Source organism: Rossellomorea vietnamensis, from assembly GCF_008180415.1.
Lineage (GTDB): Bacteria > Bacillota > Bacilli > Bacillales > Bacillaceae_B > Rossellomorea > Rossellomorea vietnamensis_C.
In genome coordinates this window covers 16,583-43,114 of sequence record NZ_VTEI01000021.1, presented here as the reverse complement: position 1 = coordinate 43,114, position 26,532 = coordinate 16,583, and the positions used below count along the sequence as shown (strand labels likewise).

21 protein-coding genes and 1 tRNA gene are annotated in these 26,532 nt (G+C 43.8%); 15 read left to right on the top strand and 7 right to left on the bottom strand.

The annotated features are described in order from the left end of the window. Window positions 1-309: 309 nt before the first annotated feature. A complete protein-coding gene (locus tag FZC78_RS22005) occupies window positions 310-1,653 on the bottom strand; it encodes a sodium-dependent transporter (protein WP_148942223.1) in 1,344 nt (447 codons plus the stop codon). Window positions 1,654-1,815: 162 nt separating this feature from the next. Here FZC78_RS22005 and FZC78_RS22000 point away from each other — a divergent pair, with 162 nt between their 5' ends. From FZC78_RS22000 to FZC78_RS21985, 4 genes are all read left to right on the top strand, one after another. Continuing rightward, window positions 1,816-2,373 carry an RNA polymerase sigma factor gene (locus FZC78_RS22000; protein ID WP_148942222.1) on the top strand — a complete coding sequence of 186 codons (558 nt, stop codon included), beginning with the start codon at window positions 1,816-1,818 and terminating at the stop codon, window positions 2,371-2,373. Then, window positions 2,366-3,601 carry a hypothetical protein gene (locus tag FZC78_RS21995; protein ID WP_148942221.1) on the top strand — a complete coding sequence of 412 codons (1,236 nt, stop codon included), beginning with the start codon at window positions 2,366-2,368 and terminating at the stop codon, window positions 3,599-3,601. The genes FZC78_RS22000 and FZC78_RS21995 overlap by 8 nt, the downstream gene beginning before the upstream one ends. Window positions 3,602-3,761: 160 nt before the next feature. Beyond that, window positions 3,762-4,178 (top strand): S1 domain-containing post-transcriptional regulator GSP13, encoded by a 417-nt coding sequence (yugI, locus tag FZC78_RS21990; protein ID WP_148942220.1) that lies wholly within the window; start codon window positions 3,762-3,764, stop codon window positions 4,176-4,178. 1,238 nt (window positions 4,179-5,416) lie between these two features. Continuing rightward, the gene (locus FZC78_RS21985; RefSeq protein WP_148942219.1) at window positions 5,417-5,740 is read left to right on the top strand and encodes a hypothetical protein; all 324 of its coding nucleotides are present in this window, start codon (window positions 5,417-5,419) and stop codon (window positions 5,738-5,740) included. 111 nt (window positions 5,741-5,851) lie between these two features. Here the strand turns inward: FZC78_RS21985 and FZC78_RS21980 are convergent, their stop codons facing one another. After that, window positions 5,852-7,261, bottom strand: coding sequence for a sigma-54 interaction domain-containing protein (locus tag FZC78_RS21980; RefSeq protein WP_148942218.1), 1,410 nt, complete (start codon window positions 7,259-7,261; stop codon window positions 5,852-5,854). Between the two features lie 348 nt (window positions 7,262-7,609). Here FZC78_RS21980 and pruA point away from each other — a divergent pair, with 348 nt between their 5' ends. The 4 genes from pruA to FZC78_RS21960 all read left to right on the top strand — a co-directional run bounded on the left by pruA (window position 7,610) and on the right by FZC78_RS21960 (window position 13,595). Beyond that, window positions 7,610-9,160 carry an L-glutamate gamma-semialdehyde dehydrogenase gene (gene pruA / locus FZC78_RS21975; RefSeq protein WP_148942217.1) on the top strand — a complete coding sequence of 517 codons (1,551 nt, stop codon included), beginning with the start codon at window positions 7,610-7,612 and terminating at the stop codon, window positions 9,158-9,160. A gap of 112 nt (window positions 9,161-9,272) precedes the next feature. Next, window positions 9,273-10,469, top strand: coding sequence for an ornithine--oxo-acid transaminase (locus FZC78_RS21970; protein WP_148942216.1), 1,197 nt, complete (start codon window positions 9,273-9,275; stop codon window positions 10,467-10,469). 120 nt (window positions 10,470-10,589) lie between these two features. Beyond that, complete coding sequence (locus FZC78_RS21965; protein WP_148942215.1) at window positions 10,590-11,834, top strand: Glu/Leu/Phe/Val family dehydrogenase; 1,245 nt, start codon at window positions 10,590-10,592, stop codon at window positions 11,832-11,834. A gap of 363 nt (window positions 11,835-12,197) precedes the next feature. After that, entirely contained in the window at window positions 12,198-13,595 is a 1,398-nt protein-coding gene (locus tag FZC78_RS21960) for an aldehyde dehydrogenase (RefSeq protein ID WP_148942214.1), read from the top strand. Window positions 13,596-13,943: 348 nt separating this feature from the next. On the opposite strand, the gene FZC78_RS21950 is transcribed toward FZC78_RS21960, so the two are convergent. Next, on the bottom strand, window positions 13,944-14,177 hold the full coding sequence (locus FZC78_RS21950; RefSeq protein WP_148942213.1) for a DUF378 domain-containing protein: 234 nt from the start codon (window positions 14,175-14,177) through the stop codon (window positions 13,944-13,946). A gap of 287 nt (window positions 14,178-14,464) precedes the next feature. Between FZC78_RS21950 and FZC78_RS21945 the strand changes: the two genes are divergently transcribed. The 5 genes from FZC78_RS21945 to FZC78_RS21930 all read left to right on the top strand — a co-directional run bounded on the left by FZC78_RS21945 (window position 14,465) and on the right by FZC78_RS21930 (window position 18,868). Continuing rightward, a complete protein-coding gene (locus FZC78_RS21945; RefSeq protein ID WP_148942212.1) occupies window positions 14,465-15,628 on the top strand; it encodes an iron-containing alcohol dehydrogenase in 1,164 nt (387 codons plus the stop codon). Between the two features lie 89 nt (window positions 15,629-15,717). Next, a complete protein-coding gene (locus FZC78_RS21940; protein ID WP_148942211.1) occupies window positions 15,718-15,969 on the top strand; it encodes an SGNH/GDSL hydrolase family protein in 252 nt (83 codons plus the stop codon). Between the two features lie 33 nt (window positions 15,970-16,002). Continuing rightward, a complete protein-coding gene (locus FZC78_RS23955; RefSeq protein ID WP_187445057.1) occupies window positions 16,003-16,179 on the top strand; it encodes a hypothetical protein in 177 nt (58 codons plus the stop codon). A gap of 335 nt (window positions 16,180-16,514) precedes the next feature. Beyond that, the gene (locus FZC78_RS21935; protein ID WP_148942210.1) at window positions 16,515-17,864 is read left to right on the top strand and encodes a glucose-6-phosphate isomerase; all 1,350 of its coding nucleotides are present in this window, start codon (window positions 16,515-16,517) and stop codon (window positions 17,862-17,864) included. Between the two features lie 599 nt (window positions 17,865-18,463). Further along, complete coding sequence (locus FZC78_RS21930; RefSeq protein WP_148942209.1) at window positions 18,464-18,868, top strand: YugN-like family protein; 405 nt, start codon at window positions 18,464-18,466, stop codon at window positions 18,866-18,868. Here FZC78_RS21930 and FZC78_RS21925 read toward each other — a convergent pair. The 3 genes from FZC78_RS21925 to FZC78_RS21915 form a co-directional block, all read right to left on the bottom strand. Continuing rightward, window positions 18,860-19,876, bottom strand: coding sequence for a potassium channel family protein (locus tag FZC78_RS21925; protein WP_148942208.1), 1,017 nt, complete (start codon window positions 19,874-19,876; stop codon window positions 18,860-18,862). The genes FZC78_RS21930 and FZC78_RS21925 overlap by 9 nt on opposite strands. Window positions 19,877-20,069: 193 nt before the next feature. Beyond that, window positions 20,070-22,268, bottom strand: a complete 2,199-nt coding sequence (locus FZC78_RS21920) for a beta-propeller domain-containing protein (protein ID WP_187445056.1) — start codon at window positions 22,266-22,268, stop codon at window positions 20,070-20,072. Between the two features lie 81 nt (window positions 22,269-22,349). Then, entirely contained in the window at window positions 22,350-23,402 is a 1,053-nt protein-coding gene (locus FZC78_RS21915) for a class I SAM-dependent methyltransferase (RefSeq protein WP_148942206.1), read from the bottom strand. Between the two features lie 167 nt (window positions 23,403-23,569). Between FZC78_RS21915 and FZC78_RS21910 the strand changes: the two genes are divergently transcribed. Further along, window positions 23,570-23,642 (top strand) — tRNA-Ala (locus FZC78_RS21910). Between the two features lie 285 nt (window positions 23,643-23,927). Here the strand turns inward: FZC78_RS21910 and FZC78_RS21905 are convergent. Next, window positions 23,928-24,815, bottom strand: a complete 888-nt coding sequence (locus FZC78_RS21905; RefSeq protein ID WP_148942205.1) for a TetR/AcrR family transcriptional regulator — start codon at window positions 24,813-24,815, stop codon at window positions 23,928-23,930. A gap of 181 nt (window positions 24,816-24,996) precedes the next feature. Here FZC78_RS21905 and FZC78_RS21900 point away from each other — a divergent pair, with 181 nt between their 5' ends. Next, on the top strand, window positions 24,997-26,526 hold the full coding sequence (locus tag FZC78_RS21900) for a DHA2 family efflux MFS transporter permease subunit (protein WP_148942204.1): 1,530 nt from the start codon (window positions 24,997-24,999) through the stop codon (window positions 26,524-26,526). Window positions 26,527-26,532 lie beyond the last annotated feature (6 nt).

Here is a 26,532-nt window from a genome sequence, read left to right as displayed (position 1 = left end):
ACTTTCCCATTTTTTCGCAGAGGATATAACAAAAAATCGTATTAGATCGTGGGCTGATAACTTCCTGGCTGTGTCTTCATACCCCCACTTCTCACAAAGGTCGGCTACTTCCTCATCCGTAATGAAAGTTTGAAGAATCTCAGAAAGTTTGTTAAAGTTAGTCAATGAAACCACTCTCCTTTTTGTGTTGTTAGCGGTAACAATCATTCTAAAGGAGGGTGGTTTTTTTTGTCTAATGAAACCGTTTATTTTACATATTGTGGTTAATCAACACCCGTGAGGGACAGTCCCTTATCGTGCTTTAAAGGGTTAAAGGATATTCATTGAGTTCAGAAAAACGGCTATGATGGCAATCGGAACGGCGAAGCGGATCAGGAAATAGAGTATTTCAAACTGTCCGTCTGACATGCCGGATCCTCTCTGCAGTTCTTCTTTTACATCGGATTTCTTCAATACATATGCGGTGAAGATGCTGATCAGCAGCGCCCCGACTGGCAGGCCGATGTTGCTGGCGATAAAGTCGGCGAAGTCAAAAAATGATTTCCCGATGATTTGAAAATCGGTTAAGACTCCGAATGAGAGAGCACTTGGGATCCCGACAACAAATACAAGGGTACCCGCAAACCAAGCAGACTTTCCGCGCTTCCGGGGATTGCCTCTTTCCATAACGGCAACGATGATTTCAAGAATAGAGAAAGCGGATGTCAAAGTAGCAAACAGCAGCAAAACGAGAAAGATGGCAAGGAACACTCCGCCGAACGCAATTTCGTTAAAGACCGCAGGAATGACGACAAAGACCAGTCCTGGTCCTACATCAGGCTGGAATCCCAGCGCGAAAACGGAAGGAAAGATGACCAGTCCGGCGAGTAATGAGATAAGGATATTCAATCCGGCAACACTGAAAGCGGAATTTGGCATGTTTTCTGTTTTAGGCAAATAGGAAGAATAGGTGACCATTACAGAAATCCCGACACTTAGGGCGAAAAAAGCTTGTCCCAATGCAAGCAGAGCTGTCTCAGCCGTTAGATAGCTCCAGTCCGGCTGCAATAAATATCGAACACCTTCCATTGCCCCCTCCAATGTCAGTGAACGAACAACGAGGATAAAAAACAGAACGAATAGAGCAGGCATCATAAATTTACTGGCTCGTTCAATGCCTGCTTTTATGCCTCCTTTTACCACAAGGACCGTCAGCACCATGAAAACAAATTGAGCCAGCAGGACTTCCCATGGCCGGCTGATGATGCTTTCAAACAACGCTCCATAGCCTTGCTGTGACATGCCGGTCAGCCCTCCTGACAGGCTCCGCACCAGGTAAGAGAGAATCCATCCTCCCACCACACTGTAAAATGATAAAATAACCAATGAGATGAATGTACCGAAATAGCCGACCAGCGGCCAGAGTGAAGCAGGAGCAAGAGCCCGGTAAGAAGTGACGGCATCTCCCCCGCCGCGTCTTCCTATGACAAACTCAGCCAGCAGAATTGGGGTACCGATAAGTATAGTAAAAAGAATAAAGAGCAGGAAGAATACCCCGCCTCCATTGGTGCCGGCCATATAAGGGAATTTCCATATTGCGCCCAGTCCGATAGCGGAACCGGCTGCGGCCAGAATGAAGCCTAATTTGGATGACCACTGATCACTGTTTTTCAAAGTTTTTCTCTCCTTCCTTAAGATGATTTCACCATGTTACTATGATTTCCACTCAGTGTACAGACGATTTCTACTAATCAGATATATTTCCTTATAAATTGAAACAATTATTGGAAAACAAGCGTTACATAATGACAAAAGAAGAGAAAAGGAGGTCAGGAAATGGAAGATGCTTTTCTTATTAAGGAGGCTCAAAATGGGAATTTGTCTGCTTACAGTGAACTGGTTAAGAGGTTTTCACCGGTTGTCGAGCGGTTTGCGTTTCAATTGGGAGCTTCCCTCAAGGATATTCAGGACATTTCTCAAGAAGTTTTCATAAGAGTTTACCGATTTTTACATCAATTTACCCATTCAAAATTCACTACCTGGCTTTATAAAATCACCTTGAACGTAACGAGGGATTTTATAAAAAAAGAAAACCGCTACCTCTTCAAAGCAGAAAAGCTGGCTAAGGAACCCTTTCTCACTGATGAGCTTCCTGAAGACATGCTTTTCAAGGAAGAAGAGGAAAGGCTTCTTCATGAATGCATAAAAAAACTAGATGAAAAATACAGAATCCCGATTATTCTGCATTATTTTCATGATAAGAAGTACGAAGAGATCCAAGACATCCTTTTGTTGAATCTCTCGACTGTCAAGACCAGGCTGCTTAGAGGGAAGAACCTGCTGAAAAAAGCTCTTATAGAAGAGGAAAAGAAGGAAGGGAAGAAACATGGATGATCAATCATTGAAAGAACGGATGAAGAAGCTTAATGACCAGTATGAGAGGATGCCTGCTAAAACAGATGTATCTCAAGTCATGAAAGCCATCGAAAAAGAGCAAAAACCCGCAAAACAGAAACGGACTGGCATTCATTGGCCATACGCTGCAAGCTTTATCGGTGTTCTGATCATTGCCTCTATTCTAATGTTTCAATTTATTGGAGGAGAAAGCCCTGGATTGCTTAAAGATGTGAAACAGGCGGTGATGCCGGCTCAAGACCCGGCGGAGATTGCCCATGAAATAGAAAGCCATTACACTATCCGAAAAACACAGGCGGTTGGAAGCCTTGGCATGACGGAAAAAGGGTTCCGGCGATCAGAAATGGGGGGAGTTGCAGAAGATTATGTTTTCTTCAATCTGCAGCAGCTAAAAGAGGGAGAAGTGCCGGTACAGGACGGTAATCACTTGAAGAGAGTGAAGGAAAACCTGGATGCTATGTTAAAAACACCTCAGCAAATTCTGTTTGATATAAAAGGAAAAACACTCACGGAAAAAGAAGCAGGTCAGTGGGTAAAGGAGTATCATAAGATCCATCAAGGGCTTCTGCCGATATATGAAGATGAAATACAAAGATACAGAAAAGAGTGGGAAGCAGAGGCTTCAGATGGCAGCCTCGTGAGCCGTGACTTCTTGATGGATAGAGAGAGCAGTTATTCGGACGAATTGATTCAATTGGTGGAAGGTGCAACAGATAATGGGATTTTACTAACTTACTCAGAAGTTTCCGGCGGATTCCGGGCTGAAACTGATCTGGAATATATTTCATTCATACTTTCATCTTCTGAACTTCCCGAGGTATTTAGAAATGTCCTAAGACTTAAGGGTTTACCGGAAAGCCTGAATGACGGCATCATTACCACGAACTGGATGAGAGCGGGGGGAGACCTTCTTCTTTATGAAGAAACGCTTGAAGGTCTTCCTGAAGGCTCTGAATTTCTTGAAGAGTTCAAAATGGAATACAATACCTTGCTGAGGGCCTATACTAAAGGATCCCCTGCGCAGCCTCTTTTTCATGGAGATGGAACACTGAAAGAGGATATAAAAGAATCCTTTGAGAAAATGATTGAGCTTCATCCTGATTCAGAAACTGTTGGACGAATCATGCCTTACTATCAAAAGTTGAAAGAGAATGGTTTTACTGAACCAGATCACTGGGATGAATTTTATCTGCCTGATGAACGTTAAAATTAAGGAAAAAAAACGGTTGTGAAGATGTTTTATGATAGGTAAAACGGGAAAACTATCTAATAAGAAGTTGAGAACTTTTGCGTAAGCTTGCCAACTGTGATATAATTTATAATTGCGTAAAAAGGAGAAAATTTATATATAATTAGGAGTTGTTCCCATGAGTACAAAATACGAAACAGGAAACGTTGTAACAGGTAAAGTAACAGGCATTCAGCCATACGGTGCATTTGTTGCTCTTGATGAAAATACACAAGGACTTGTTCATATTTCCGAAATCACACACGGATTCGTTAAAGATGTCAATGAGCATCTTAGTGTCGGAGATGAAGTTAATGTAAAAGTCTTATCAGTTGATGAAGCGGCAGGCAAAATCAGCCTTTCTATCCGTGCGACTGAAGAGCCGCCTGCAGAAGAGCCAAAAGCTGCAGCAGCTGCGAAAAAGCCTAAGCGCCGTCAAGGAAGCGTGAAATCTGCTCCGGCAGCTGAATCTGCTCCAACGGGCTTCAACACTCTTAAAGACAAGCTTGAAGAGTGGATCGAGCAATCCGAGCGTGAAGACCTAATCAAGAAATAATGATTGAACAAGAACCGGAACCGGCTTTTTTCAGCCGGTTCTTTTTTTTGTGTAAAAAACTCTTCTTGTGAGTTTGGTTGTTATTTTTTGTGTCCCTTTTTGGTTTTTTGAGAGACACCAGAATGCGCTTTTGGGTGTCAGGTGACCCTCGTCGTTTTCTTGAGTGACACCAGAATGCGCATTTTGGGAGTCAGGTGTCCCTCATCGTTTTCTTGAGTGACACCAGAATGCGCTTTTTTGGTGTCAGGTGTTCCTCGTCGTTTTCTTGAGTGACACCAGCGTGCGCTTTTTACGTGTCAGGTGACCCTCGTCGTTTTCTTGAGTGACACCAGAATGCGCTTTTTGGGTGTCAGGTGTCTCTCATCGTTTTCTTGAGAGACACCAGAATGCGCTTTTTACGTGTCAGGTGTTCCTCGTCGTTTTCTTGAGTGACACCAGCGTGCGCTTTTTACGTGTCAGGTGTCCCTCGTGGTTTTCTTGAGTGACACCAGAATGCGCTTTTTGGGTGTCAGGTGTTCCTCGTCGTTTTCTTGAGTGACACCAGCGTGCGCTTTTTACGTGTCAGGTGTCTCTCGTGTTTTTTTTGAGTGACACCAGCGTGCGATTTTTACGTGTCAGGTGTCTCTCGTCGTTTTCTTGAGTGACACCAGAATGCACTTTTTGGGTGTCAGGTGTTCCTCGTGGTTTTCTTGAGTGACACCAGCGTGCGMTTTTTACGTGTCAGGTGTCCCTCGTCGTTTTCTTGAGWGACACCAGAATGCGCTTTTGGGGTGTCAGGTGTCCCTCGTGGTTTTTTTGAGTGACACCAGCGTGCGATTTTTACGTGTCAGGTGTCTCTTGTCGTTTTCTTGAGTGACACCAGAATGCACTTTTTGGGTGTCAGGTGTTCCCCGTCGTTTTCTTGAGTGACACCAGAATGCACTTTTTGGGTGTCAGGTGTTCCCCGTCGTTTTCTTGAGTGACACCAGCGTGCACTTTTTGGGTGTCAGGTGTCCCTCGTCGTTTTCTTGAGTGACACCAGCGTGCGCTTTTTACGTGTCAGGTGTCCCTCATCGTCTTCTTGAGAGAGACCAGCGTGCGTATTTTCTTATGTCAGGTTTCCCTCGTACAGGATATTGCGGAGTGAATCATCGGGCACCCAATCCTCTGCTCATTATAGTCTTTTGAAAACCAAGTTTTTAAAAGAGGGGGAAAAGGGTATAGAGTAATAGACACATAAATTGAAATGGAGGGTTACCATGAAAAAATCGACTAAGGGTCTAATCGTGGGATCACTGGTTTCAGCAGGTGGAGCAGCGCTGGCTACGGCAGCCATCAAGAAGAAGAAAGGTGATGATCCTGAAGTGATAGAGGATACGGATATGAGAAACAGCAAGAAGATCGATCAGAGAGAAAGTCCCGATGCGGATAAAACAGACGAGGAAAAAGGCCTTACAGAATTAGACCACGCTTATCGAGCTGAATGGTCGGCAAATGGCTTTCCTCAGACACACCAGGCTATGGAAGAGCTGAAGGAAGAAGACGAAAAAGATGAAAATGACGAAGAAGATAAAAAAGAGTAAAGCAGCCTTGCCAATATCGGCAGCTGACTAGTCTAAGGTACAAACAAGAAATCCCAACAACCAATAAAGCAGCTGGCCTATTTCGGCCAGCTGCTTTATTTTTATTCTTCTTTAATCTGGACGCCCAATATCAAATTTCTTGATTCGGTATTGCAGATTCTGCCTGCTCATCCCAAGAACCTTTGCGGTTTTCGTGATATTGTAATCGTGATGTAGAAGAGCTTTCTGGATATAGTAGATTTCCGCCTGTGCCATGTAATCTTCCAGCGGTTTGATCTCTTTGTCTCCGTCAAACAGAAAATCTTCAGCGTTAGTGTCCAGTTCCTTCTCGCTTGAAAGCTGTGTCCGCTGCCTGAAGTGGACCGGCAGCTGGTTGTAGCCGATGATGTCTTCGGTCCCCAGCAAATTAAAGGCGCCTTCAATAACGTGTTCTAATTCGCGAACATTTCCGGGCCAGTCATAGTTTTTGAATCTATCCAGCACGGAATCTTCCAGACCTTTGATTGCCATGCCGAAAAGGCCGTTATATTTCTCGATGAAGTAATGAATCAAAGTCTCCAAATCACCCATTCTTTCCCGTAACGGTGGAATAAAGATGGAAACGACGCTAAGTTGATAGTAGAGCTCTTTCCTGAGTCTGCCCTCCGAAATGGCATCAATGGGGTCCTCATTAATCGTGCAAACCATTCTGCATTTCAAAGGCCGGTCCACATTTGAGCCGAGCCGCCGTGTTTTTTTCTCTCTTAATGCTCTTAACAGCTTGGTTTGCAGCGTCAGGCTCAGCGTGTTGATTTCATCAAGAATCAATGTCCCGTTCGCAGCCTGTTCAAATAATCCTGCTGATTCCATGTCCTCTCCAGAATCCTTTTTATGGATCCCGAATAACAGTTCCTCCATCACTGAATCGGGTATGGAGGAACAATTCTGATTGATCACGGGTTCCTTTGCCCGAGGGCTGCCGTTATGGATGCTCTGGGCGAAAAGTTCTTTACCCGTCCCTGTCTCGCCGGAAATCAAGACAGGGGAAGATGTCCTGGAAGCACGCCTGCTATTTTCGATGACTTCCTTGAATTCGGTATCTTCCCCAATAATATGATCAAATGTATAGTGGAGATCTTCTTTCTTGCTGCGATTCTCGCGGATCAGTTTTTCCAATTTGGTAACATCACGTGCAATTTCCATCGCCCCTGTAAGCGCACCTTCGTTGAAAATCGGATAGGTGTTATTGATGGTGGTAATCTCGCTGCCTTTGATATTAAAATAAGTCTGCTTAACATTCAGCGCCGGGTTTCCAGTGCGCAGTACCTTCAACAGGGTGCTTTCCTCGCCGTAATGAAATTGAAAGACTTCAAGAAGGTTTTTATCGAGGACATCCTCGACCGCCATTCCTTCGATATTCATCATTTTTTTATTGTAGATGACCGTTTTTCCTTCTGAGTTAATAACATGAACGCCTGCATCTATGGAGTCCAATACTTTTTCATAGAGATATATTAACTCCTGCATCCCGTTCCCAAGCATATGGTTTCTCTCCTTTTTGTCTGCTGCCTCTGTAAAAATTTCAGGAAAATTTCAAAGAATCAGGTTTATAAGTTTGAAAGACTGTTTAACAGTGTAATAGTGTAGTGTGCAAGATAGTTTTTCAGCAAGCGTTGAAGCTTATCATGAATGGATGAAATTTCAGCTTCATACATATGAAGTCCAGCCATTTTTAAAAAATTATAAAAAAATCAAACAAAAAGCTTGAAAAACGCAACTATCTTTTGCATTATTATATATGTAAGGGTTTTCTGAATGCAAATATTTTTTGCTCTTTAAACTCTTCATAATTATGAAAATACTAAATTTTTATTTTAGATAAAGGGGGAAATGAAATTGATTCCGTACAAACATGAACCATTCACAGATTTTTCTAAAGAAGAAAATCAGCAAGCTTTTAAAGAGGGCCTAAAGCTGGTGGACAGCTATCTGGGTCAAGATTATCCTTTGACAATCGGCGGAGAAAAGATTACGACTGAAGATAAGATCGTTTCTGTGAACCCGGCAAACAAGGAGCAGGTTGTTGGACGTGTTTCCAAAGCAAGCCGTGAATTAGCTGAAAAAGCAATGAACGAAGCATATGACACGTTCCAGTCTTGGAGAAAAGTAAAGCCTGAGACTCGTGCAGACATTCTGTTTAAAGCAGCTGCGATTGTCCGCCGCCGCAAGCACGAATTCTCAGCTATCCTTGTAAGAGAAGCAGGTAAGCCTTGGAATGAAGCAGACGCGGATACAGCGGAAGCAATTGACTTCATGGAATACTACGGCCGCCAAATGCTGCGCATAGCAGAAGGCTTCAAAGTGGAAAGCCGTCCTGGCGAATATAATCAATTTAACTACATTCCATTGGGAGTAGGTGTAGTCATTTCCCCTTGGAACTTTGCATTCGCAATCATGGCTGGTACAGCTGTAGCGGCGATCGTTTCCGGTAATACAGTCCTTCTGAAGCCGGCATCAACGACTCCTGTTGTTGCAGCCAAGTTCATCGAAGTTCTTGAAGAGGCCGGACTTCCTAAAGGCGTAATCAACTTCATTCCAGGAAGCGGATCTGAGATGGGTGATTATATCGTGGATCATCCGAAAACACGTTTCGTATCATTCACAGGCTCACGCGATGTAGGTACACGCATCTATGAGCGCGCATCTAAAGTACAGCCTGGCCAAATCTGGCTGAAGCGTGTCATCGCTGAAATGGGCGGTAAAGATACAATTGTGGTTGATAAAGAAGCAGACCTTGAATTAGCGGCTAAATCAATCGTGGCTTCCGCATTCGGATTCTCAGGCCAAAAATGTTCTGCATGCTCCCGTGCGATCATCGTGGAAGATGTCTACGATCAAGTTCTTGAACGTGCCGTTGAACTGACAAAAGAATTAACAGTCGGCGACACAACAGACCGTGAAACATTCATGGGACCTGTTAATGACCAGGCTGCATTCGATAAGATCATGAGCTACATTGAAATCGGTAAAGAAGAAGGCGAATTGATGATCGGCGGAGAAGGTGACGACTCTAAAGGTTACTTCATCAAGCCAACGATCTTTGCACACCTTGATCCGGAAGCACGCATTATGAAAGAAGAAATCTTTGGACCTGTTGTCGCTTTCTCAAAAGCAAAAGACTTCAACCATGCGATCGAAGTAGCGAACAACACAGATTACGGCTTGACTGGCGCTGTCATCACGAACAACCGTGCACACATCGAGCAGGCACGTGAAGATTTCCATGTCGGCAACCTTTACTTCAACCGCGGATGTACAGGAGCAATCGTTGGATACCAGCCATTCGGCGGATTCAATATGTCCGGTACCGATTCCAAAGCGGGCGGACCAGACTACTTGCTTCTTCATATGCAAGCTAAAACAACATCAGAAATGCTATAAGACTGACAATATAATGGAGCCTTCAAGCGGAGGCTCCATTGATTATAAATAGACATATTTTCATGCAATTTTTTCATACTTACTAAAACTAATTGATCAGGAGGAAAATCGAATGTCAAAAAACTCTCAATCTATTATTGATCAAACCCAAGAATATGGTGCAAATAATTATCATCCCCTGCCAATCGTCATCTCTGAAGCTGAAGGTGTATGGGTGAAGGATCCTGAAGGAAACAAATATATGGATATGCTCAGCGCATATTCCGCGGTAAACCAAGGCCACCGCCATCCGAAAATCATCCAGGCCCTCAAAGATCAAGCCGATCGTGTGACCCTGACTTCACGCGCGTTCCACAACGATCAGCTTGGACCATGGTATGAAAAAATCTGCAAACTGACAAATAAAGATATGGCACTTCCAATGAATACGGGTGCTGAAGCAGTTGAGACAGCTATCAAAACTGCTCGCCGCTGGGCCTATGACAAGAAAGGTGTGGCCGATAATCAGGCTGAAATCATCGCTTGTGTAGGAAATTTCCACGGCCGTACTATGTCCGCTGTTTCCCTTTCTTCTGAAGACGAATACAAGAGAGGTTTCGGACCGATGCTTCCCGGAATAAACTTGGTGCCGTACGGAGATATTGATGCATTGAAAGAAGCCATCACTCCGAATACAGCTGCATTCTTGATTGAGCCAATTCAAGGGGAAGCGGGAATCGTCATCCCTCCTGAAGGATTCTTGAAAGCAGCATATGAGCTATGTAAAGAAAATAATGTCTTGTTCATCGCAGACGAAATCCAGGCCGGCCTTGCGCGTACTGGTAAAATGTTTGCCTGTGAATGGGAAGATGTTGAACCGGATATGTACATCCTTGGTAAAGCTCTTGGCGGCGGTGTGTTCCCAATCTCCTGTGTTGTGGCAGACAACGAGGTTCTGGGTGTATTCAATCCAGGTTCCCACGGTTCAACTTTTGGAGGAAACCCGATGGCATGTGCCGTATCGGTTGCGTCACTGGAAGTGCTGGAAGATGAAAAACTTTCCGAGCGTTCTCTTGAACTGGGAGAGTACTTTATGAACAAACTGAGGGAAATCGACAACCCTAAGATCAAGGAAGTCCGCGGAAGAGGATTATTCATCGGTGTTGAGCTGACTGAACCTGCCCGCGGCTACTGTGAACAACTGAAAGAAGAAGGCCTGTTGTGCAAAGAAACTCATGAAACAGTCATCAGGTTCGCTCCTCCATTGATCATCAGCCAGGAAGACCTTGATTGGGCTATCGAGCGCATCCAGAAAGTCCTTTCGAAATAAGAGGGGTGAATTGCAGCCTCAGGAACCTGTCAGTTTCAGGAGGAATCTATTAAGACATCATAAGGTTGTATGTTACAATAACATCGTTTTAGACTACACAATAAAGAGGCGAATTTTTCAATGGGAGAAAACCTGAATCTGTTTACATCTACTCAACATGTCATCAACGATGCGCTTGGCAAGCTTGGCTACACCGAAGAAATGTTCGAGTTGTTGAAAGAGCCGATTCGTATGCTGACTGTACGTATTCCTGTACGTATGGATGATGGAAAGATTAAAGTTTTTACAGGTTACAGAGCTCAGCATAATGATGCAGTCGGCCCTACAAAAGGCGGCGTCCGCTTCCATCCTGAAGTGGATGAAGAAGAAGTGAAAGCATTATCGATGTGGATGAGTTTGAAATGCGGAATTGTCGATCTGCCGTATGGCGGGGGAAAAGGCGGTATTATCTGTGATCCGAGAACGATGTCCTTCACTGAGCTAGAGAAGCTCAGCCGCGGCTACGTCCGGGCAATCAGCCAAATTGTCGGTCCAACGAAAGACATCCCGGCCCCTGACGTATATACAAACTCACAGATCATGGCTTGGATGATGGATGAATACAGCCGTCTGCGTGAAAATGATTCCCCTGGTTTCATCACAGGAAAGCCATTGGTTCTGGGCGGATCGCAAGGGCGTGAAAAAGCAACAGCTCAAGGCGTCACAATCTGCATCGAGGAAGCTGCCAAGAAAAAAGGCATCGATATTAAAGGCGCCAGGGTTGTCGTGCAGGGCTTCGGTAATGCGGGCAGCTTTCTGGCAAAATTCATGCATGAAGCAGGCGCGAAAGTCATAGCAATATCAGATGCACACGGAGCACTTCATGATCCTAAAGGCTTGGATATTGATTATCTGTTAGATCGCCGTGACAGCTTTGGAACCGTCACAACCTTATTTGATAACACAATCTCTAATCAGGAATTATTGGAGCTGGACTGCGACATTCTTGTCCCTGCGGCCATTTCCAATCAAATCACTGAAAACAATGCTCATAAAATCAAAGCATCCATCGTAGTCGAGGCAGCGAATGGCCCGACAACGTTTGAAGCAACACGAATCCTTTCAGAGAGGGACATTCTCCTGGTGCCGGACGTATTGGCGAGTGCCGGCGGAGTAACGGTTTCATACTTTGAATGGGTGCAGAATAACCAGGGTTATTACTGGACAGAAGAAGAAGTGAATGAAAAACTTCACTCCAAAATCGTGGATGCGTTCAATAACGTGTATGAAACGTCTATGAACCGCCGAGTCAACATGCGCTTGGCAGCCTACATGGTAGGAGCCCGCAAGATGGCGGAAGCTTCCAGGTTCAGAGGCTGGGTTTAAAGAAATGCCGATCAGGTTTTGTGCCTGGTCGGTTTTTTAGTTTTTGAGGAATGGCGGCTCACTGGTTGGAAGGTGTTGAAATCAGTAGGTATGAGATTTTTGAGAAATGTCGTTTGGCCGATAAACAGGTGGTTTTCGCCGATAAATTTTAAATAGCGCCGATAAACTTAAAAAACCGCTGATAAAAGAGCTGCGCTCGCCGAAAAACCCTCCTTTACCGCCGATATCCTGCCCGGCAGCTCCAGTATGGAAGTTGAATCACCTGTAACCAATTTAGAGAGCAGGCCAACCGAAGTTTAGAAGTAAATACTTGGGTAAAGGTATATAATGATACTAAATCACTCAATTCAAGGAGAGTTTTTAATGAGCGGGATAACCATACCAGAGAAATCAAAAGAGGAAGTGACGGAAGCGGTTGACCTTCAGAAAGCCTATTATGGATCAGGCAAAACAAGGCCGCTTCAAGCAAGAAAAGCACACCTCAAGAAATTGGGTGAAGTGCTTCGTGAGAATGAATCCAAAATCCTGAAAGCTTTGCATGATGATTTAAATAAATCTGAAAGAGAAGCCTACACGACGGAAATAGGGATCTTGCTTGAAGAAATCAACTTTACATTGAAGAATTTGGACTCCTGGGCAAAGCCGAAAAAAGTGAAAACAGCGGTGACTCATTTTGGGTCAAAAGGGTATCGTATACCGGAACCATACGGCGTTTCTTTAATCATTGCGCCCTGGAATTATCCTATCCAATTGGCGATTTCTCCGTTAATCGGGGCTTTGGCGGCAGGAAACACAGCTATTCTGAAACCATCTGAAATCACTCCGAATACCTCCAGGGTTCTGGCTGAACTCTTTGAGGGTTTTGAAAAGGGATTGATTCATGTTTTGGAGGGCGGAGTCGAAACGAATCAGCTTCTTCTGGATCAGCCATTCGACTATATTTTTTTCACAGGAAGTGTTCCTGTAGGGAAAATAGTGATGGAAGCAGCATCAAAGCGTTTGATTCCTGTCACGCTTGAATTAGGCGGGAAGAGCCCTTGCATTGTGCATGAGGATGCTGACTTGTCTCTCGCGGCAAAGAGGGTGGCATTTGGAAAACTGGCCAATTCCGGACAGACCTGCATAGCACCGGATTACCTGTTCGTCCATGAAAGTGTGAAAGAATCATTCATAGAAGAATATAAAAAAGCGGTTCATGAGTTCTATGGGAATGAACCTTTCCAAAGTGACCAATATGGTAAGGTAGTGAATGAGCGTCACTATACACGCTTGAAAAGCTATTTAAGTGATGGAGAAGTGATTTACGGAGGAGGATTCAGTGACGAGACCCTTCAGATTCAACCTACCCTGTTGAAGCCCCGGTCAACCGAAGTACCTGTCATGACAGAAGAGATTTTTGGACCGATTTTCCCGGTGCTTACCTATGGCAGCCTGGAAGAAGTTAAGTCTTTTGTTACAAGCAGGCCTAAGCCGCTTGCTCTTTACTTGTTCACTGGAAGCGAAAATGTGGAAAGGGATATTACTGAAAATCTTTCCTTTGGGGGCGGATGCATCAATGACACGCTCATGCATATCGTGACTCCCCATCTTCCATTTGGAGGTGTAGGGGAAAGCGGGATAGGCAGCTATCACGGTGAGAGCAGTTTCTCGACGTTTTCACATTATAAAAGTATCCTGAAGCAAACCACGCTTTTTGATTTTTCGTTTAAGTACCCCAATTCCCAAAATGGGCTGAAGATCCTGCGGAGGCTTCTAAAATAGAAACAAAAGCGTAAGCGCCTTGAACAGCCCCGACAGGCAAATGTTCCTCAGAGAAAAAAAGGCGGTCTTCCCTTTTATTCTCTGAGGGTTATTTGACCCCGAGGGGCTAGGCGCTGAAGCTGGACGGAACAAAAGCGTAAGCGCCTTGAACAGCCCCGACAGGCAAATGTTCCAAAGAGAAAAAAAGGCGGTCTTCCCTTTTATTCTCTGAGGGTTATTTGACCCGAGGGGCTAAGTCCGTTCCGGTGGGTACGGACCCTCAGGCGCTGAAGCTGGATGTGGTTAACGCAGTAAACTTGCCCCCAAAAAAGACAAACTCCCTTTTCCGGAGTTTGTCTTTTGTCATTTTTATCGAGTTGGACGGGCTTCAGGAGACTGCTCTGCTTCTTCAGAAGGAGCAAACAGAAGACCAATATTGATTAGGCCGGCAATACCGACTAAACCATAAACCAGACGGGCAAGCGCTGAATCTTGTCCGCCGAAGATAGCGGCAACAAGATCAAATTGGAAGAACCCTACAAGGCCCCAGTTGATAGCTCCAATGATAGTAAGGACCAGTGCAATGCGTTGAATTGTACTCATGTTGTTACCTCCTAATTGAGTAGGCGCCGGTTACGATAGAAAGTACACTCGGCACTTTTTATTTAATGTTTCACTAATAGCTTGTTGTTTTTCCCGCTTAATTATGCATCCCCTTTTTAAAAAATATCATTGTGCATTTTCTTTGCAATAAGGGAACATTATACTCGATAATAAAGACAAGGTATGGAAGCCCGGTTTTTTACATATGGGCCGGCCTTAATCAACAATAGTATTTAACAAGCACCAACGAATACAAATTCACCATAATAAATAGAGGAGGTAACAAAATGAACAGTTTTGCTTTTTATAATCCGACGAAATTGATCTTTGGTAAAGATGAGGTAGAAAAATTAAAGGAAGAAATTCCTCAGTACGGTAAAAAGGTTCTGCTTGTTTACGGAGGCGGAAGCATTAAACGCAATGGTCTTTATGATAGAGTGACGGGTCTTTTAAAAGAAATTGATGCTGAAGTCCATGAACTTTCCGGTGTCGAACCGAATCCGCGTATTTCCACTGTAAGAAGAGGAGTGGAAATCTGTAAAAACGAAGGCGTCGAGCTATTGCTGGCAGTAGGAGGCGGAAGTGTCATCGACTGCACCAAAGCGGTTGCTGCGGGTGCTAAGTATGATGGCGACGCTTGGGATCTTGTGACAAAGAAAGCTGCTGCTGAAGAAGCTCTTCCATTTGGAACCGTTCTTACCCTTGCAGCAACAGGATCGGAAATGAATGCTGGATCGGTCATCACCAATTGGGAAACACATGAGAAATATGGCTKGGGAAGTCCGGCTGTATTCCCTAAATTCTCGATCCTAGATCCGCAGAATACCTTTACAGTCCCTAGAGACCAAACCATTTATGGAATGGTTGATATGATGTCGCATGTCTTTGAACAATATTTCCATAACGCGACACATACTCCTTTGCAGGACAGATTGTGTGAATCCACCTTAAAAACAGTGATTGAAACGGCTCCACAGCTTCTGGAAAACCTGGAGAGCTATGAGCATAGAGAAACTATCCTATACTCCGGTACAATTGCGCTCAACGGAATGCTTCAAATGGGCTATCAAGGCGATTGGGCGACTCATAATATTGAACATGCCGTTTCAGCTGTCTACGACATTCCACATGCCGGCGGACTGGCAATCCTTTTCCCTAACTGGATGAGACATAATATTGACGTTAACCCAGCTCGTTTTGCACAAATGGCTGTTCGTGTTTTCGATGTGGATCCTGAGGGTAAAACAGATAAAGAAATCGGTTTGGAAGGAATTGATAAGCTCTCCGCATTCTGGAGCAGCCTAGGGGCTCCTTCAAAACTTGCCGATTATGACATCAATGACGAAAACATCGATGTAATGGCAGACAAAGCAATGGCCAATGGAGAATTTGGTAATTTCCGCTCCTTAAAGCATGAGGACGTAAAAGCAATTTTGAAAGCTTCACTATAAGATTACTATGGGACTGTCCTTTAAAGGTGCAGTCCCCTTTGTTCATTTTTCTCTCCATTACAGGAAAGGATTTTAATATGAGGCCTGTATTGCATACGATTTTGGGCATCTTCGTGGTTTCTGCTCTAGTGGGCTGGGCACACTATGAGGCAAAGGAGAAAACCATCGTTGCGTTTGGAGATTCCCTGACATATGGATTTGGAGATAAAGGTGACGAAGGATATGTTGATAAGCTGGAATCTGTCCTCAACCAGAAGTACGAGACAGGGCCGATTGAGATTGCCAATTATGGGATTGTCGGCCAGGAAACCAACGGCGTACTGAAACAGCTTGAGAGCTAAGAAACCAGGGGAGAGGTCTGCAAAGCTGATGGAATGATTGTATTCATTGGCACAAATGACTTGATCAACAGCAACGGAGGCGAAATGGATAATCTTCAAGAGGAGAAAATACGTGATGGAAAGGAAGATTATCAGCAAAACCTGACTTCCATACTGGACACCTTAAGAAGAAAATCCTTCAGCACCGATTCACTTAATCGGCTTGTATAATCCGTATCCCGGTAATTCGGAGATAGAAGGACACTTCAACCAATGGAACGCCTTGAATAAGAAGCTTGCGGCGGAGTATGAGGGAATCAATTTCATTCCCTTGAATGGAGTTTTTAAAAATAAGTCCAAAGCGGAATATTTCAGTAATTCCCTCCATCCAAATGAAAAGGGATATAAACTGATTGCATGGAGAATTTTGAACGATTCACGGCCATTTCGTGAAAGTTTTTAGAAAAAAACCATTTGGTATCGCTTTCAAGTCATGTCCTTTCTTGATTATCATCACAGCTTTCGATAAAGTGGTTTTAGGAATAATTTAATAGGAGGTAATAGATATGACACATGTACGCTTTGATTATTCAAAAGCTCTTTCCTTTTTTGGAGAACATGAAATTACATACTTAAAAGATGCTGTCAAAACGGCGCACAACTCTTTGCATGAAGGAACAGGGGCAGGAAGCGACTTTCTAGGCTGGGTAGACCTTCCGGAAAATTATGATAAAGAAGAGTTTTCCCGCATCCAGAAAGCTTCTGAGAAAATCAAGAACGATTCGGATGTCCTTCTTGTTATTGGAATCGGCGGTTCGTACTTGGGAGCAAGGGCAGCGCTTGAAATGCTGAACCACAGCTTTTATAACGCTCTTTCAGGAGAACAGCGCAAGACGCCTCAAGTCCTGTTTTTAGGAAACAATATCAGCTCCACGTATATGACGGATTTGATGGATCTTCTTGAAAATAAGGATTTCTCCATCAACGTCATTTCCAAGTCAGGAACCACAACGGAACCTGCCATCGCATTCCGTATTTTCCGTAAAAAACTGGAAGAGAAATACGGTGCTGAAGAAGCGAAAAAACGTATCTATGCAACGACTGATAAAGCAAAAGGCGCCCTTAAAACATTAGCGAACGACGAAGGCTACGAAACTTTCGTGGTACCTGATGATGTAGGAGGACGCTATTCTGTTCTTACAGCAGTGGGGCTTCTGCCAATTGCGGTTAGCGGAATCGATATCGAAGCCATGATGAAGGGCGCAGCAGCAGCACGACAGGACTTCAGCACGGATAACTTGGAAGAGAATCCTGCGTACCAATATGCGGCTGTAAGAAATGTCCTTTACAACAAAGGAAAAACAATTGAAATGCTCATCAACTATGAGCCGGGTCTTCAATACTTCTCCGAGTGGTGGAAGCAGCTGTTCGGCGAAAGCGAAGGAAAAGACCAAAAAGGAATTTTCCCTGCATCAGCTAATTTCTCCACTGATCTTCATTCCATGGGGCAGTATGTCCAGGAAGGAAGAAGAGACCTATTTGAAACGGTCATCAAGGTTTCAGAACCGCGCCATGAACTGACCATTGAAGAAGCGGATAGCGATCTTGACGGCTTGAACTACCTCGCCGGCCAAACAGTCGACTTCGTTAACAATAAAGCTTTCCAAGGTACATTGCTTGCCCATACAGACGGCGGCGTGCCGAACCTGATTGTCGAGATCCCGGCAATGGATGCTTACACATTCGGATATCTTGTGTACTTCTTTGAAAAAGCTTGCGCGATCAGCGGCTACCTGCTTGGAGTTAATCCATTCGACCAGCCTGGAGTAGAGGCTTACAAAGTGAACATGTTCGCTCTATTAGGCAAACCAGGATTTGAAGAAAAGAAAGCTGAGCTTGAGAAGCGTTTGAAATAAGAAATAGAAAAAGCTGACATCATTGGGTGTCAGCTTTTTTTGTATAAACTCAATCTCCACTGTGTTCATAACCCAAACAGAGTAAAAGTGGTAACTATTTTTGCAGAAGGATTTACGGACCAATGAGCAGTCCTTTTTTGGAGGATACCGGCACGTAACCAGGATTTGCGGGCCAATGAGCAGTCCTTTTTTGGAGGATAACGGCCCGTAACTAGGATTTGCGGTCCAATGAGAACCCCTTTTTGGAAGGATAATGGCCCGTAACCAGAATTTGTGGGCCAATAAGCTCCCCATTTTCGAAACCAGGATTTGCGGGTCAATGAGCAGCCCTCTTTTGAAAGATAACGGCCCGTAACCAGAATTTGCGGACCAATAAGCAGTCCTTTTTCGAAGGATACCGGCCCGTAACCAGAATTCCAGGGGTGGCTGATGGAAAAAATTTGTCCTCCAGTTCCACAACAGCGCTTAGTAATTATCTGAACGGAATGATTTCTACTCTAGACGCCTCCACACTTTTGATCACTCAATGACTTTTTGTGTTTAATGACTTATTCCAGCCACTCTGGGAAAAACTAACGTAAAAGAAAGGAGTGTTTGGAATGATTGAACTTCCTTCTAAACTGGAGGGGCAGCATTTTCAGTTATATAAGCTAGAGCAGCAGCTTAAGCCTTTAGGGTATGATATTGGCGGCAATTGGGATTATGATCATGGCTATTTTGACTATAAAATTGATGATGAGGTAGGGTATCAATTTTTAAGGCTGCCGTTTGCTGCAGTGGACGGACAGCTGGATTCCCGTGGAGCCACTGTGGAATTCGGAAGGCCGTTCCTGCTGTCGCATAAGTACCAGATCGGGCTGGATGATCATGCTTCCACAGGAACATTTTCCGGCACGACCAACCAGTTCTCAGAACCGCAGGATCCAGATGCCAGTTTTCCAGAAGAATATATTGCTGTTGGCGTTGAGCTGGTGAAGGAACTGGAAGACCAGCTCCTAACCTGATTTCTTTTTGCCTTTCTCAGTGGAAATCACCAGTAGTCCGTCGTCAGCATAAATGATTGTTTCCAATGGAGGGTTCACGATTGTGCGCTCTCCTTTTTTTAATCCCAAAAGGATAATATTCTGCTTCAGCAGCAAATTGCTTATTTCTTGAAAGGTTTTATTATGGCATTCTTCAATAGGGTCGATGACTTGAAGATTATTTCCCTTTAAATGATTCAAGAGCTCAAGGATGGTTGTGCTCATACCCTTGGATAAGATACTGTCCATGATGATATAACTGGTCTGTTTATTCGTTTGGATGACTTCATCAGCACCTGCTCTCTCAGCATTGGCGATATGATCGCCTGTCAAAACTTCAGCTACGCAATAAAGCTTTGGGTTGATTCCTTTCATTGCCAGCAGAGTCATCACTGTGTTCATGTCAGCATCGATTTCATTTTTATTCTGATCGGCGGTGATGACTGCAATTTCAGCAGTATTGACTCCTGCCTTTTTTAAAATATCATCCCTAAATGACTGCCCTTTTATAAAATGGATGAGAGGATTTTTATAAGGATTCTCCGTTAAGGAATCATCGATTAAGGTAACCAGATTGCTGCCGTCAAAGGAAAGCAATTGATCAATGATTTCTCTTGACCGTTCGTTCCAGCCGACAATGATTGTATGTTCTTTTCCCATAAAAGAAGCTTTCCCTTCTAAGTAAGCATTTTGCTTGGTAACAGTAGAGGCAGCCAGCGTGACAAAATAGGTTGTCAGAAAACCGGCTCCCAGAAAAATGAGCAGCATGGCAATGATTCTTCCAGAAGTTGTTAAAGGGACGTAATCTCCATATCCGACTGTTGAAGTCGTAATCAACGCCCACCATATGCCATCAAAAATAGTAGGGAAATTGACAGGTTCTATAATATGTATTAGGATTCCAAAAGCAGAAATGGCTGTAAGGGCGATGACCAAAGTTCTCACAAGGATTGGCCATCTCAGAAATCGCTGATAAAAAGAAACACTCATATGCAAAGTCTCCTTTCCGCATTGCTATCCATTATTGCCTTTATACATAAAAAATAGGCTATTATTGTAAAAAAAGTTGAAGTGGTTTATATCCTATTACTATGAGCAAAGGTTTTTCAGAGATAAATAAATCCGTAAATATGAAAAAGAGGATGAAATGGTTACAAATTTCATCCTCTTTTTATAGTATTGTCTATTGAATCTCAAGCTCTCCCATTTTAGTGAAGTCATTCAGTTTGTAGGCATGAATCTGATCAGGAGAAAGGGTGTAGAGATTTTCTCCGATATAGAGCATCCGCTGCACCTGATGCTCCCAGTGCTCATAGATCTCATCTTCTTCAGAATTCGTTATCTGCGCCTTTCTGATGATTCCATTTTCAGGGGTGATTTCGTAAACAAGAGAACCTTGGTAATCAAAAATTTGTTCATACATACTTCCTTCTTTATCCTGATAAACGGAAACAGGGAACCCGAACAAGCTTTTTTCTCGATGTTGAAAGAGAGCTTTGTGATCCTCCATTAAATAAGAATGTGTTCCGCGGCCGCCGATGATCTCGGTATCCTTTTCTTTTGGATTATGGAAATCAGAGACATCAAACAGAGAGATTTTCATGCCGCCTGTCAGGACCAGTGGCTCTGTATTAGACGATTTGTCATCCTTTACAAGCTTGGTGTCATAGCCGAAACCGATTAGATGGTTTTCATCCAATGGGTGGAGGTAGTTGCTGAACCCGGGGATCTTCAACTCTCCGAGAACTTCAGGTGAGTAAGGGTCGCTTGTATCAATGACAAAGAGCGGATCCACCTGTTTGAATGTAACCATATACGCTTTGTCTCCCATAAACCGGACTGAATAGATCCGCTCCCCCTTGGCGAGGTCTTCGACTTTTCCAATATGCTTCAAATTTTCATCAAGGATGTACAGGTTATTGGTCGATGGATTTCTGTCATCTCCCCATGTGTTTCCTTTTGTTGTAGCAATCCGGAAATTCCCTTCGTGTTCATCCATCGAAAACTGGTTGAGGATTGTTCCTCTTACATTCGCCATGCCGGAAAATTCTATGCTGGATTCGTCTATGGAAAACTTATAAACTTCCGTGTCTGCAGACGCCATTGGATTTTCGCCTGCAGGGTAGTATCTGGATAATGCCATATAAAGATTTTCTTTCGACATATAGATTTGATGGCCGCTTCCCAGATAGGATTCGACGAGGATGTCGGAAGTAACCTCATCAAGATTGATTGCCGAAAGCAGGGTAAAGTTGGTTTCGGTGGACTGCGGCATATATTTAATATCTTTATATTCCAGGAAAGCCGGTGACTCACTGTTTAAGCTGTCGGTAATCCGCGGTCTCAGCTCAACGTCATCCTTCTCCTCAAGCATCCAGTAGTCTGGGTGGTGGCTGGCGGCAAGGTAGACATAAGAACCTACTTTACGGGCTGCAACATAATTTCCTTCCATGCCGAACTCCCTTAACAGCTCTGGTTTTGTCTTGTCGGAGATATCGTAAATATGTGTTTTCATCACGCTGTGCATCGGCATTAGATTAGCTTCTACAAAATTTTTTTCGGCATGAGGTCTGTCCTGGTATCCGTCATTCCAGCTATTTCCGATGACTACCAGTTTGTCGTCCTGTAGAAACAGGTGCTGAGGGGAGAAGGTATTCTCATAGGGAATGGATGAAACGACCTCCATATCACTGACTGGCTCAGCCTTTGTTATGACCAGCTGCTGTGAGGCGATCTGATAGATGTAGGTGCCGTCCGTTTTGACGATATCAGCTTCGTCCACTCCCTGCACCTGGTTATTGGTCATGCTGTGCTCATTGGAAGAAGACGCCTGCTCCGTCTCCATCGCTCCTTCAGCTGCGGAACCGCTGTCGTCTGCAGAGTCTTCTGAGACTCCTCTGTCAAAAATAGAAAACTTCGGCCTGTTTTCTTTTTCTCTCTTAATGGCGTATTTGAAATACTGTTGAAGGTCTTTCTGTGATTTTACTTCCGGGAGGGTAGGGACGACTGCAAATTCAACTGTTTTATCTCCTCGGACCGGAAGTCCCAAAGAGGATTTGACCGCAGAGGAAATGTGCAGAGTGAATGATTCTGTTTCGGTAGAATAGCCTTCTTCAGGCGGATGGATGAGGACGCTTTTACGGTCATCGCTGATGGTGATGTTAACAGGGACCTTTTCGCCATTTTGATTTTTTACATAAATAGCATCTTTACTGAGTTTCTTAATGGGCTGAGAAAACTCAAGGTTCCAAGTTTTATCAGAAAGGACAATATTTCTATCGTTGCTTTGAGCGCCGGTCTCTACAGCAGGCTGCTTAAAATAAATAAACACGAGTGCAGTAATGAGCAGGAGACCCCCAGCTCCGATCCATCGTTTTTTCACCTTCATCACTCCAATCATTTCATTTATTACTGAAGTAGACGGAGATGAAATGAAAATGTTACATAGGAGGAAAAATAAACCTTAGCGAGCTTTGGCAATGATGCCATTATGAACCTTGATATAACCGGATTTCACTATATCTAATCCGTTTTCATACATATATAAACCCATCTGTTCGACCGTCATCAGCTCACGGTATGTGTGATTCATCACGTCAGCAAAGATATTATAGTAGATTCGCGACCGCAATTGATTACGCGGCGTAGTCATGACCACATAGCCATTCGGTTTGAGAAATTTCCGGTGCCAGTCCACTACTTCCGGTTTATACTCGTCAGGGAAATGCTCGAGCAGGCCAACCGATATGACAATGTCAAATTCCTTTCCATAAGAAAGGTTGCGGATATCGTCTATGACATACTCAATATTTAAATCATCCTTATAATAGACTTTGGGCTGCCCGGTTTGAGGGTTTTCACCAAGAAAAGGGTAGGAATCCGGAAAGTGCTCAAACCTCGTAGTCTTGCAATACTCATCATAATCCACCATCGTCACTTTGGACCCTGGGTACATGGCGGCAAGCTGCATTGCTTCATACCCCTCGGCTGCACCGAGAAATAGAATCCGCGGCTTGGACACATCAAGGCCCTCGAATAATGCCCGCTTTCCACGCGGATCCCAGATGCCGTCCTGTATTCGGTGGACATAATTCCATAGCTGTATCCGGACAACATCGCCAAGTGCTGACTTTACGGTGCCGGGCTGGAAGGACTTGAGGCTTTTTAAGAATTTTTCTTTTTCTTTCTGCTTTTCCAGAGGGACATCCTTCGAAAACCACTCATGAAAAGATCTGTTGAAATACTGCCAGGAAGTATGAACGCTCATCGGTTTGCCATGCTCTTCTTCATATTGATGTCTATCCACAGAATAATTTTTCACCTCAAACGGGCGGCCGACATCTTTCCAGGACAGCAAAGACCAGTCACTGACCGTATTCACCCTGACAAACTTGTTATACTCTTTTTCAGAAAATGTGCGAAGATCCACTCGATAGCTTTTGTGCATCTCACTGGTTCCTAAATGAGACTCGTTGAACGGCTTTTCCTGTTCCGGCAAAACTTCAGCTTGCAGCATAGAATCCTCCTTGTAGATATCTGAATTTTCTTTCATTATAGAAGGTAGAGAAAGCGTTTACAACACTTTCGAGAAGAAGAAAAAATAAAAATAGAAAATTTTCGCCAAACTACTTGCTAAAACAGAATAATCTTTATATAATAAAAAACGTCGCAACATTCTATTGCGGGGCATTAGCTCAGCTGGGAGAGCGCCACGCTGGCAGCGTGGAGGTCAGCGGTTCGATCCCGCTATGCTCCATACTTGGAAAACGCAACCTTATGGGTTGCGTTTTTTACTGTTCTCGCAAAGGTTCTGGCTCTATTTATGTGTTTGATTTTTACTTCATGCGCAGAAATCCGCAGGTATCATAAGCTGGTTGCTGCTAATTACTTTGGATTTTATATAGTAGATGACTAGAGAAGTTATAACTATCGAGATTTAGGGGTGTAAGCCGGCCATAAAGTGAATCCTGAAGGTGAAGGAGAACAAACACTTGAGGATATACTGCAGGCAAAAAGAGATGCACAAATTTTGTGCATCTCTTTACATCTCTACTATAAACTTTCCTATCAGCTCTTCCAGCTTATTAAAATGGTTCTCCTCAAACATTTCTTCTCCTTCTTTTAAAGAAGAGAGTGCACTTTTAACGAGAAACTTCCGTGGAGATTGGCTGTGGAGCAATTCTTCCTGGATAAAATCCAATAATTCCTGGTACTTTACTTGATCAGGGGTGTCGGTGATCTGCTGTTTCAAAAATAAAACAGTATGCTGCAGCTCCTGTTTTGAATCCTGGATGCCGCACTGATGTTCAGGGAACCAGACTTTCAGGAGTTCAGGCTGAAACAGCGGTTTATGTCCTTTACCTAGTTCCTCGGCGATGTTGACGATTCGATCAAAACTGTAATGGACGACACGGTGAAGGCCAGCGGTCGTGTTGTTGACCATCGAATAATATCGAAGGTTGTGATGAAGGATGCCGAGGAATGTGATCGCACAGTCCAAAAGGTATGGCCTCTTGCTCTCGCCGAAGATGTCCAGGAATCGGCTGTGAAGCCAATAGATCATCTTCAATTGCCCTCTTTTGACCGAGTTTTTCAAGTCCTCGTCATTTGACATCATGACTTCCTCGTAGAGCGGGATCAGTTTATTTTCCTTATTTTCAATCATTTGTATTGCGATTTGCTTAATGAATATTTCTATATTGGAAGGATCCTGGCTGATCAGCAGGTCATTTCGTTTCTTTTCAATTTCACTGTAAATGGATTTGAACAGTTCTATCAATAACTCATTCTTTGAAGAAAAGTAATTGTAGAACGTTCCCTTTGAGATGCCGCTGTCATCCAAAATGTCCTGTATGGATGTCTGCTGAAATCCTTTTTCGATAAACAGCCCATGTGCTTTGGTGATGACATGCTGCTTTCTTTTATTCATGATTTCCTCCTTGACTATACTGACTGTATAAAGTCGATGATACCCCAATAACGCTTCTTCTACAAACTTTTATAGAAAAAATAAAATTTCCAATTGATATTTTTGGACCGATGGTATATGATATATCTTGTTTAAAATGACAGTATAAAAAAATGGACTGTTAGTATAAGGAGGAGAATAAATGGAGAGTACAAAAAAGAATGTACGTCCTCAATATGGGATATTGGCTGTTTTAATGGTTGGAGCTTTTATCGCATTTTTAAATAATACATTATTGAACATAGCACTTCCGTCTATAATGGTGGAGCTGGAGATTGAAGCATCTACCGTCCAATGGCTGACAACCGGCTTTATGCTGGTGAACGGAGTGCTGATCCCGACAACTGCATTTCTAATTGAAAAGTATTCTGTCCGCCGGTTATTTTTGGTGGCAATGGGCTTGTTTACAGTTGGTACCCTTCTTGCAGGGATAGCCCACGTGTTCCCTGTCTTGCTTGCCGGCCGAATGATTCAAGCATCCGGGACTGCGATCCTTATGCCGCTGCTGATGAATGTCATGTTAGTCAGCTTCCCGGTTGAAAAAAGGGGAGCGGCAATGGGGATGTTCGGATTGATCATGATGGCGGCTCCTGCCATCGGCCCGACACTGTCCGGCTGGATCGTAGAGAATTATGACTGGAGAATGCTATTCCACTTTGTCACACCGATTGCCATAATCGTCTTTTTACTCGGCCTTTTCTTATTGAAGGATAAAAAGGAAAAGGTGGATATCCGCCTGGACATCATTTCAGTGATTTTGTCCAGTGCCGGTTTCGGAAGCATATTGTATGGCTTCAGCTCAGCAGGTACAAAAGGCTGGGATAGTCCTTGGGTTTACGGGACGATTGCTCTAGGGGTTGTTTCCTTAGTGGTATTTATCCTTCGTCAATCAAAAATGAAAAGACCTATGCTTAACTTCGGAGTCTTCAAGTATCCAATGTTTGCTTTATCATCGTCCATTACGATGGTATTGAATATGGCTCTGTTTTCCGGAATGTTAATGATCCCGATCTATGTACAGACAATCAGGGGAATTTCTCCTTTGGATGCCGGTTTGTTGATGCTGCCAGGTGCTCTTGTAATGGCATTCATGTCACCAATCACCGGGAAGCTGTTCGATAAATTCGGCGGCCGGATTTTAGCGACAAGCGGATTGATGATTACGGTCGTGACTACGTACCTGTTCAGTAAATTGACTCAGGATACATCCTACACGAACTTGGTCGTTTTGAACTCGATCAGGATGTTCGGTATGTCGATGGTCATGATGCCTGTTTCCACAAATGGATTGAATCAGCTTCCTGCACGTTTTTATCCTCATGGAACAGCTATGAATAATACGTTGAACCAAGTATCCGGTGCGATAGGGACAGCCTTGCTGATCACGATAATGTCAAACCGGACTGTCACTCACACCAAAGAATTGATGCAGGATGCAATGAAAAACCTTTCAGGACAACCGACAGAAGCTGCTATGGCGCAAATGCAGCAGCAGGTCGGTATGGAGGCAATGCTCCAAGGAATCAATGATGCATTCCTAGTGGCTTCTTTTATTGCCGGAGCAGCCTTGATTCTATCCTTCTTCATTAAGCGCTCGACACCAGCGGAAGATCCGTTGGAAGAGATGCCTGTGAATAAGAAGGTTGCGGCAGAATTGGCTGCTGGGAAGTAACTACAA

What these genes read in the sequence shown, in the direction of transcription:
- FZC78_RS22000 (WP_148942222.1), top strand. Translation starts at nt 1,816, where the DNA reads ATGGAAGATGCTTTTCTTATTAAGGAGGCTCAAAATGGGAATTTGTCT.
- FZC78_RS21995 (WP_148942221.1), top strand. Translation starts at nt 2,366, where the DNA reads ATGGATGATCAATCATTGAAAGAACGGATGAAGAAGCTTAATGACCAG.
- yugI (WP_148942220.1), top strand. Translation starts at nt 3,762, where the DNA reads ATGAGTACAAAATACGAAACAGGAAACGTTGTAACAGGTAAAGTAACA.
- FZC78_RS21985 (WP_148942219.1), top strand. Translation starts at nt 5,417, where the DNA reads ATGAAAAAATCGACTAAGGGTCTAATCGTGGGATCACTGGTTTCAGCA.
- FZC78_RS21980 (WP_148942218.1), bottom strand. Translation starts at nt 7,261, where the DNA reads ATGCTTGGGAACGGGATGCAGGAGTTAATATATCTCTATGAAAAAGTA.
- pruA (WP_148942217.1), top strand. Translation starts at nt 7,610, where the DNA reads ATGAAATTGATTCCGTACAAACATGAACCATTCACAGATTTTTCTAAA.
- FZC78_RS21970 (WP_148942216.1), top strand. Translation starts at nt 9,273, where the DNA reads ATGTCAAAAAACTCTCAATCTATTATTGATCAAACCCAAGAATATGGT.
- FZC78_RS21965 (WP_148942215.1), top strand. Translation starts at nt 10,590, where the DNA reads ATGGGAGAAAACCTGAATCTGTTTACATCTACTCAACATGTCATCAAC.
- FZC78_RS21960 (WP_148942214.1), top strand. Translation starts at nt 12,198, where the DNA reads ATGAGCGGGATAACCATACCAGAGAAATCAAAAGAGGAAGTGACGGAA.
- FZC78_RS21950 (WP_148942213.1), bottom strand. Translation starts at nt 14,177, where the DNA reads ATGAGTACAATTCAACGCATTGCACTGGTCCTTACTATCATTGGAGCT.
- FZC78_RS23955 (WP_187445057.1), top strand. Translation starts at nt 16,003, where the DNA reads ATGATTGTATTCATTGGCACAAATGACTTGATCAACAGCAACGGAGGC.
- FZC78_RS21935 (WP_148942210.1), top strand. Translation starts at nt 16,515, where the DNA reads ATGACACATGTACGCTTTGATTATTCAAAAGCTCTTTCCTTTTTTGGA.
- FZC78_RS21930 (WP_148942209.1), top strand. Translation starts at nt 18,464, where the DNA reads ATGATTGAACTTCCTTCTAAACTGGAGGGGCAGCATTTTCAGTTATAT.
- FZC78_RS21925 (WP_148942208.1), bottom strand. Translation starts at nt 19,876, where the DNA reads ATGAGTGTTTCTTTTTATCAGCGATTTCTGAGATGGCCAATCCTTGTG.
- FZC78_RS21915 (WP_148942206.1), bottom strand. Translation starts at nt 23,402, where the DNA reads ATGCTGCAAGCTGAAGTTTTGCCGGAACAGGAAAAGCCGTTCAACGAG.
- FZC78_RS21905 (WP_148942205.1), bottom strand. Translation starts at nt 24,815, where the DNA reads ATGAATAAAAGAAAGCAGCATGTCATCACCAAAGCACATGGGCTGTTT.
- FZC78_RS21900 (WP_148942204.1), top strand. Translation starts at nt 24,997, where the DNA reads ATGGAGAGTACAAAAAAGAATGTACGTCCTCAATATGGGATATTGGCT.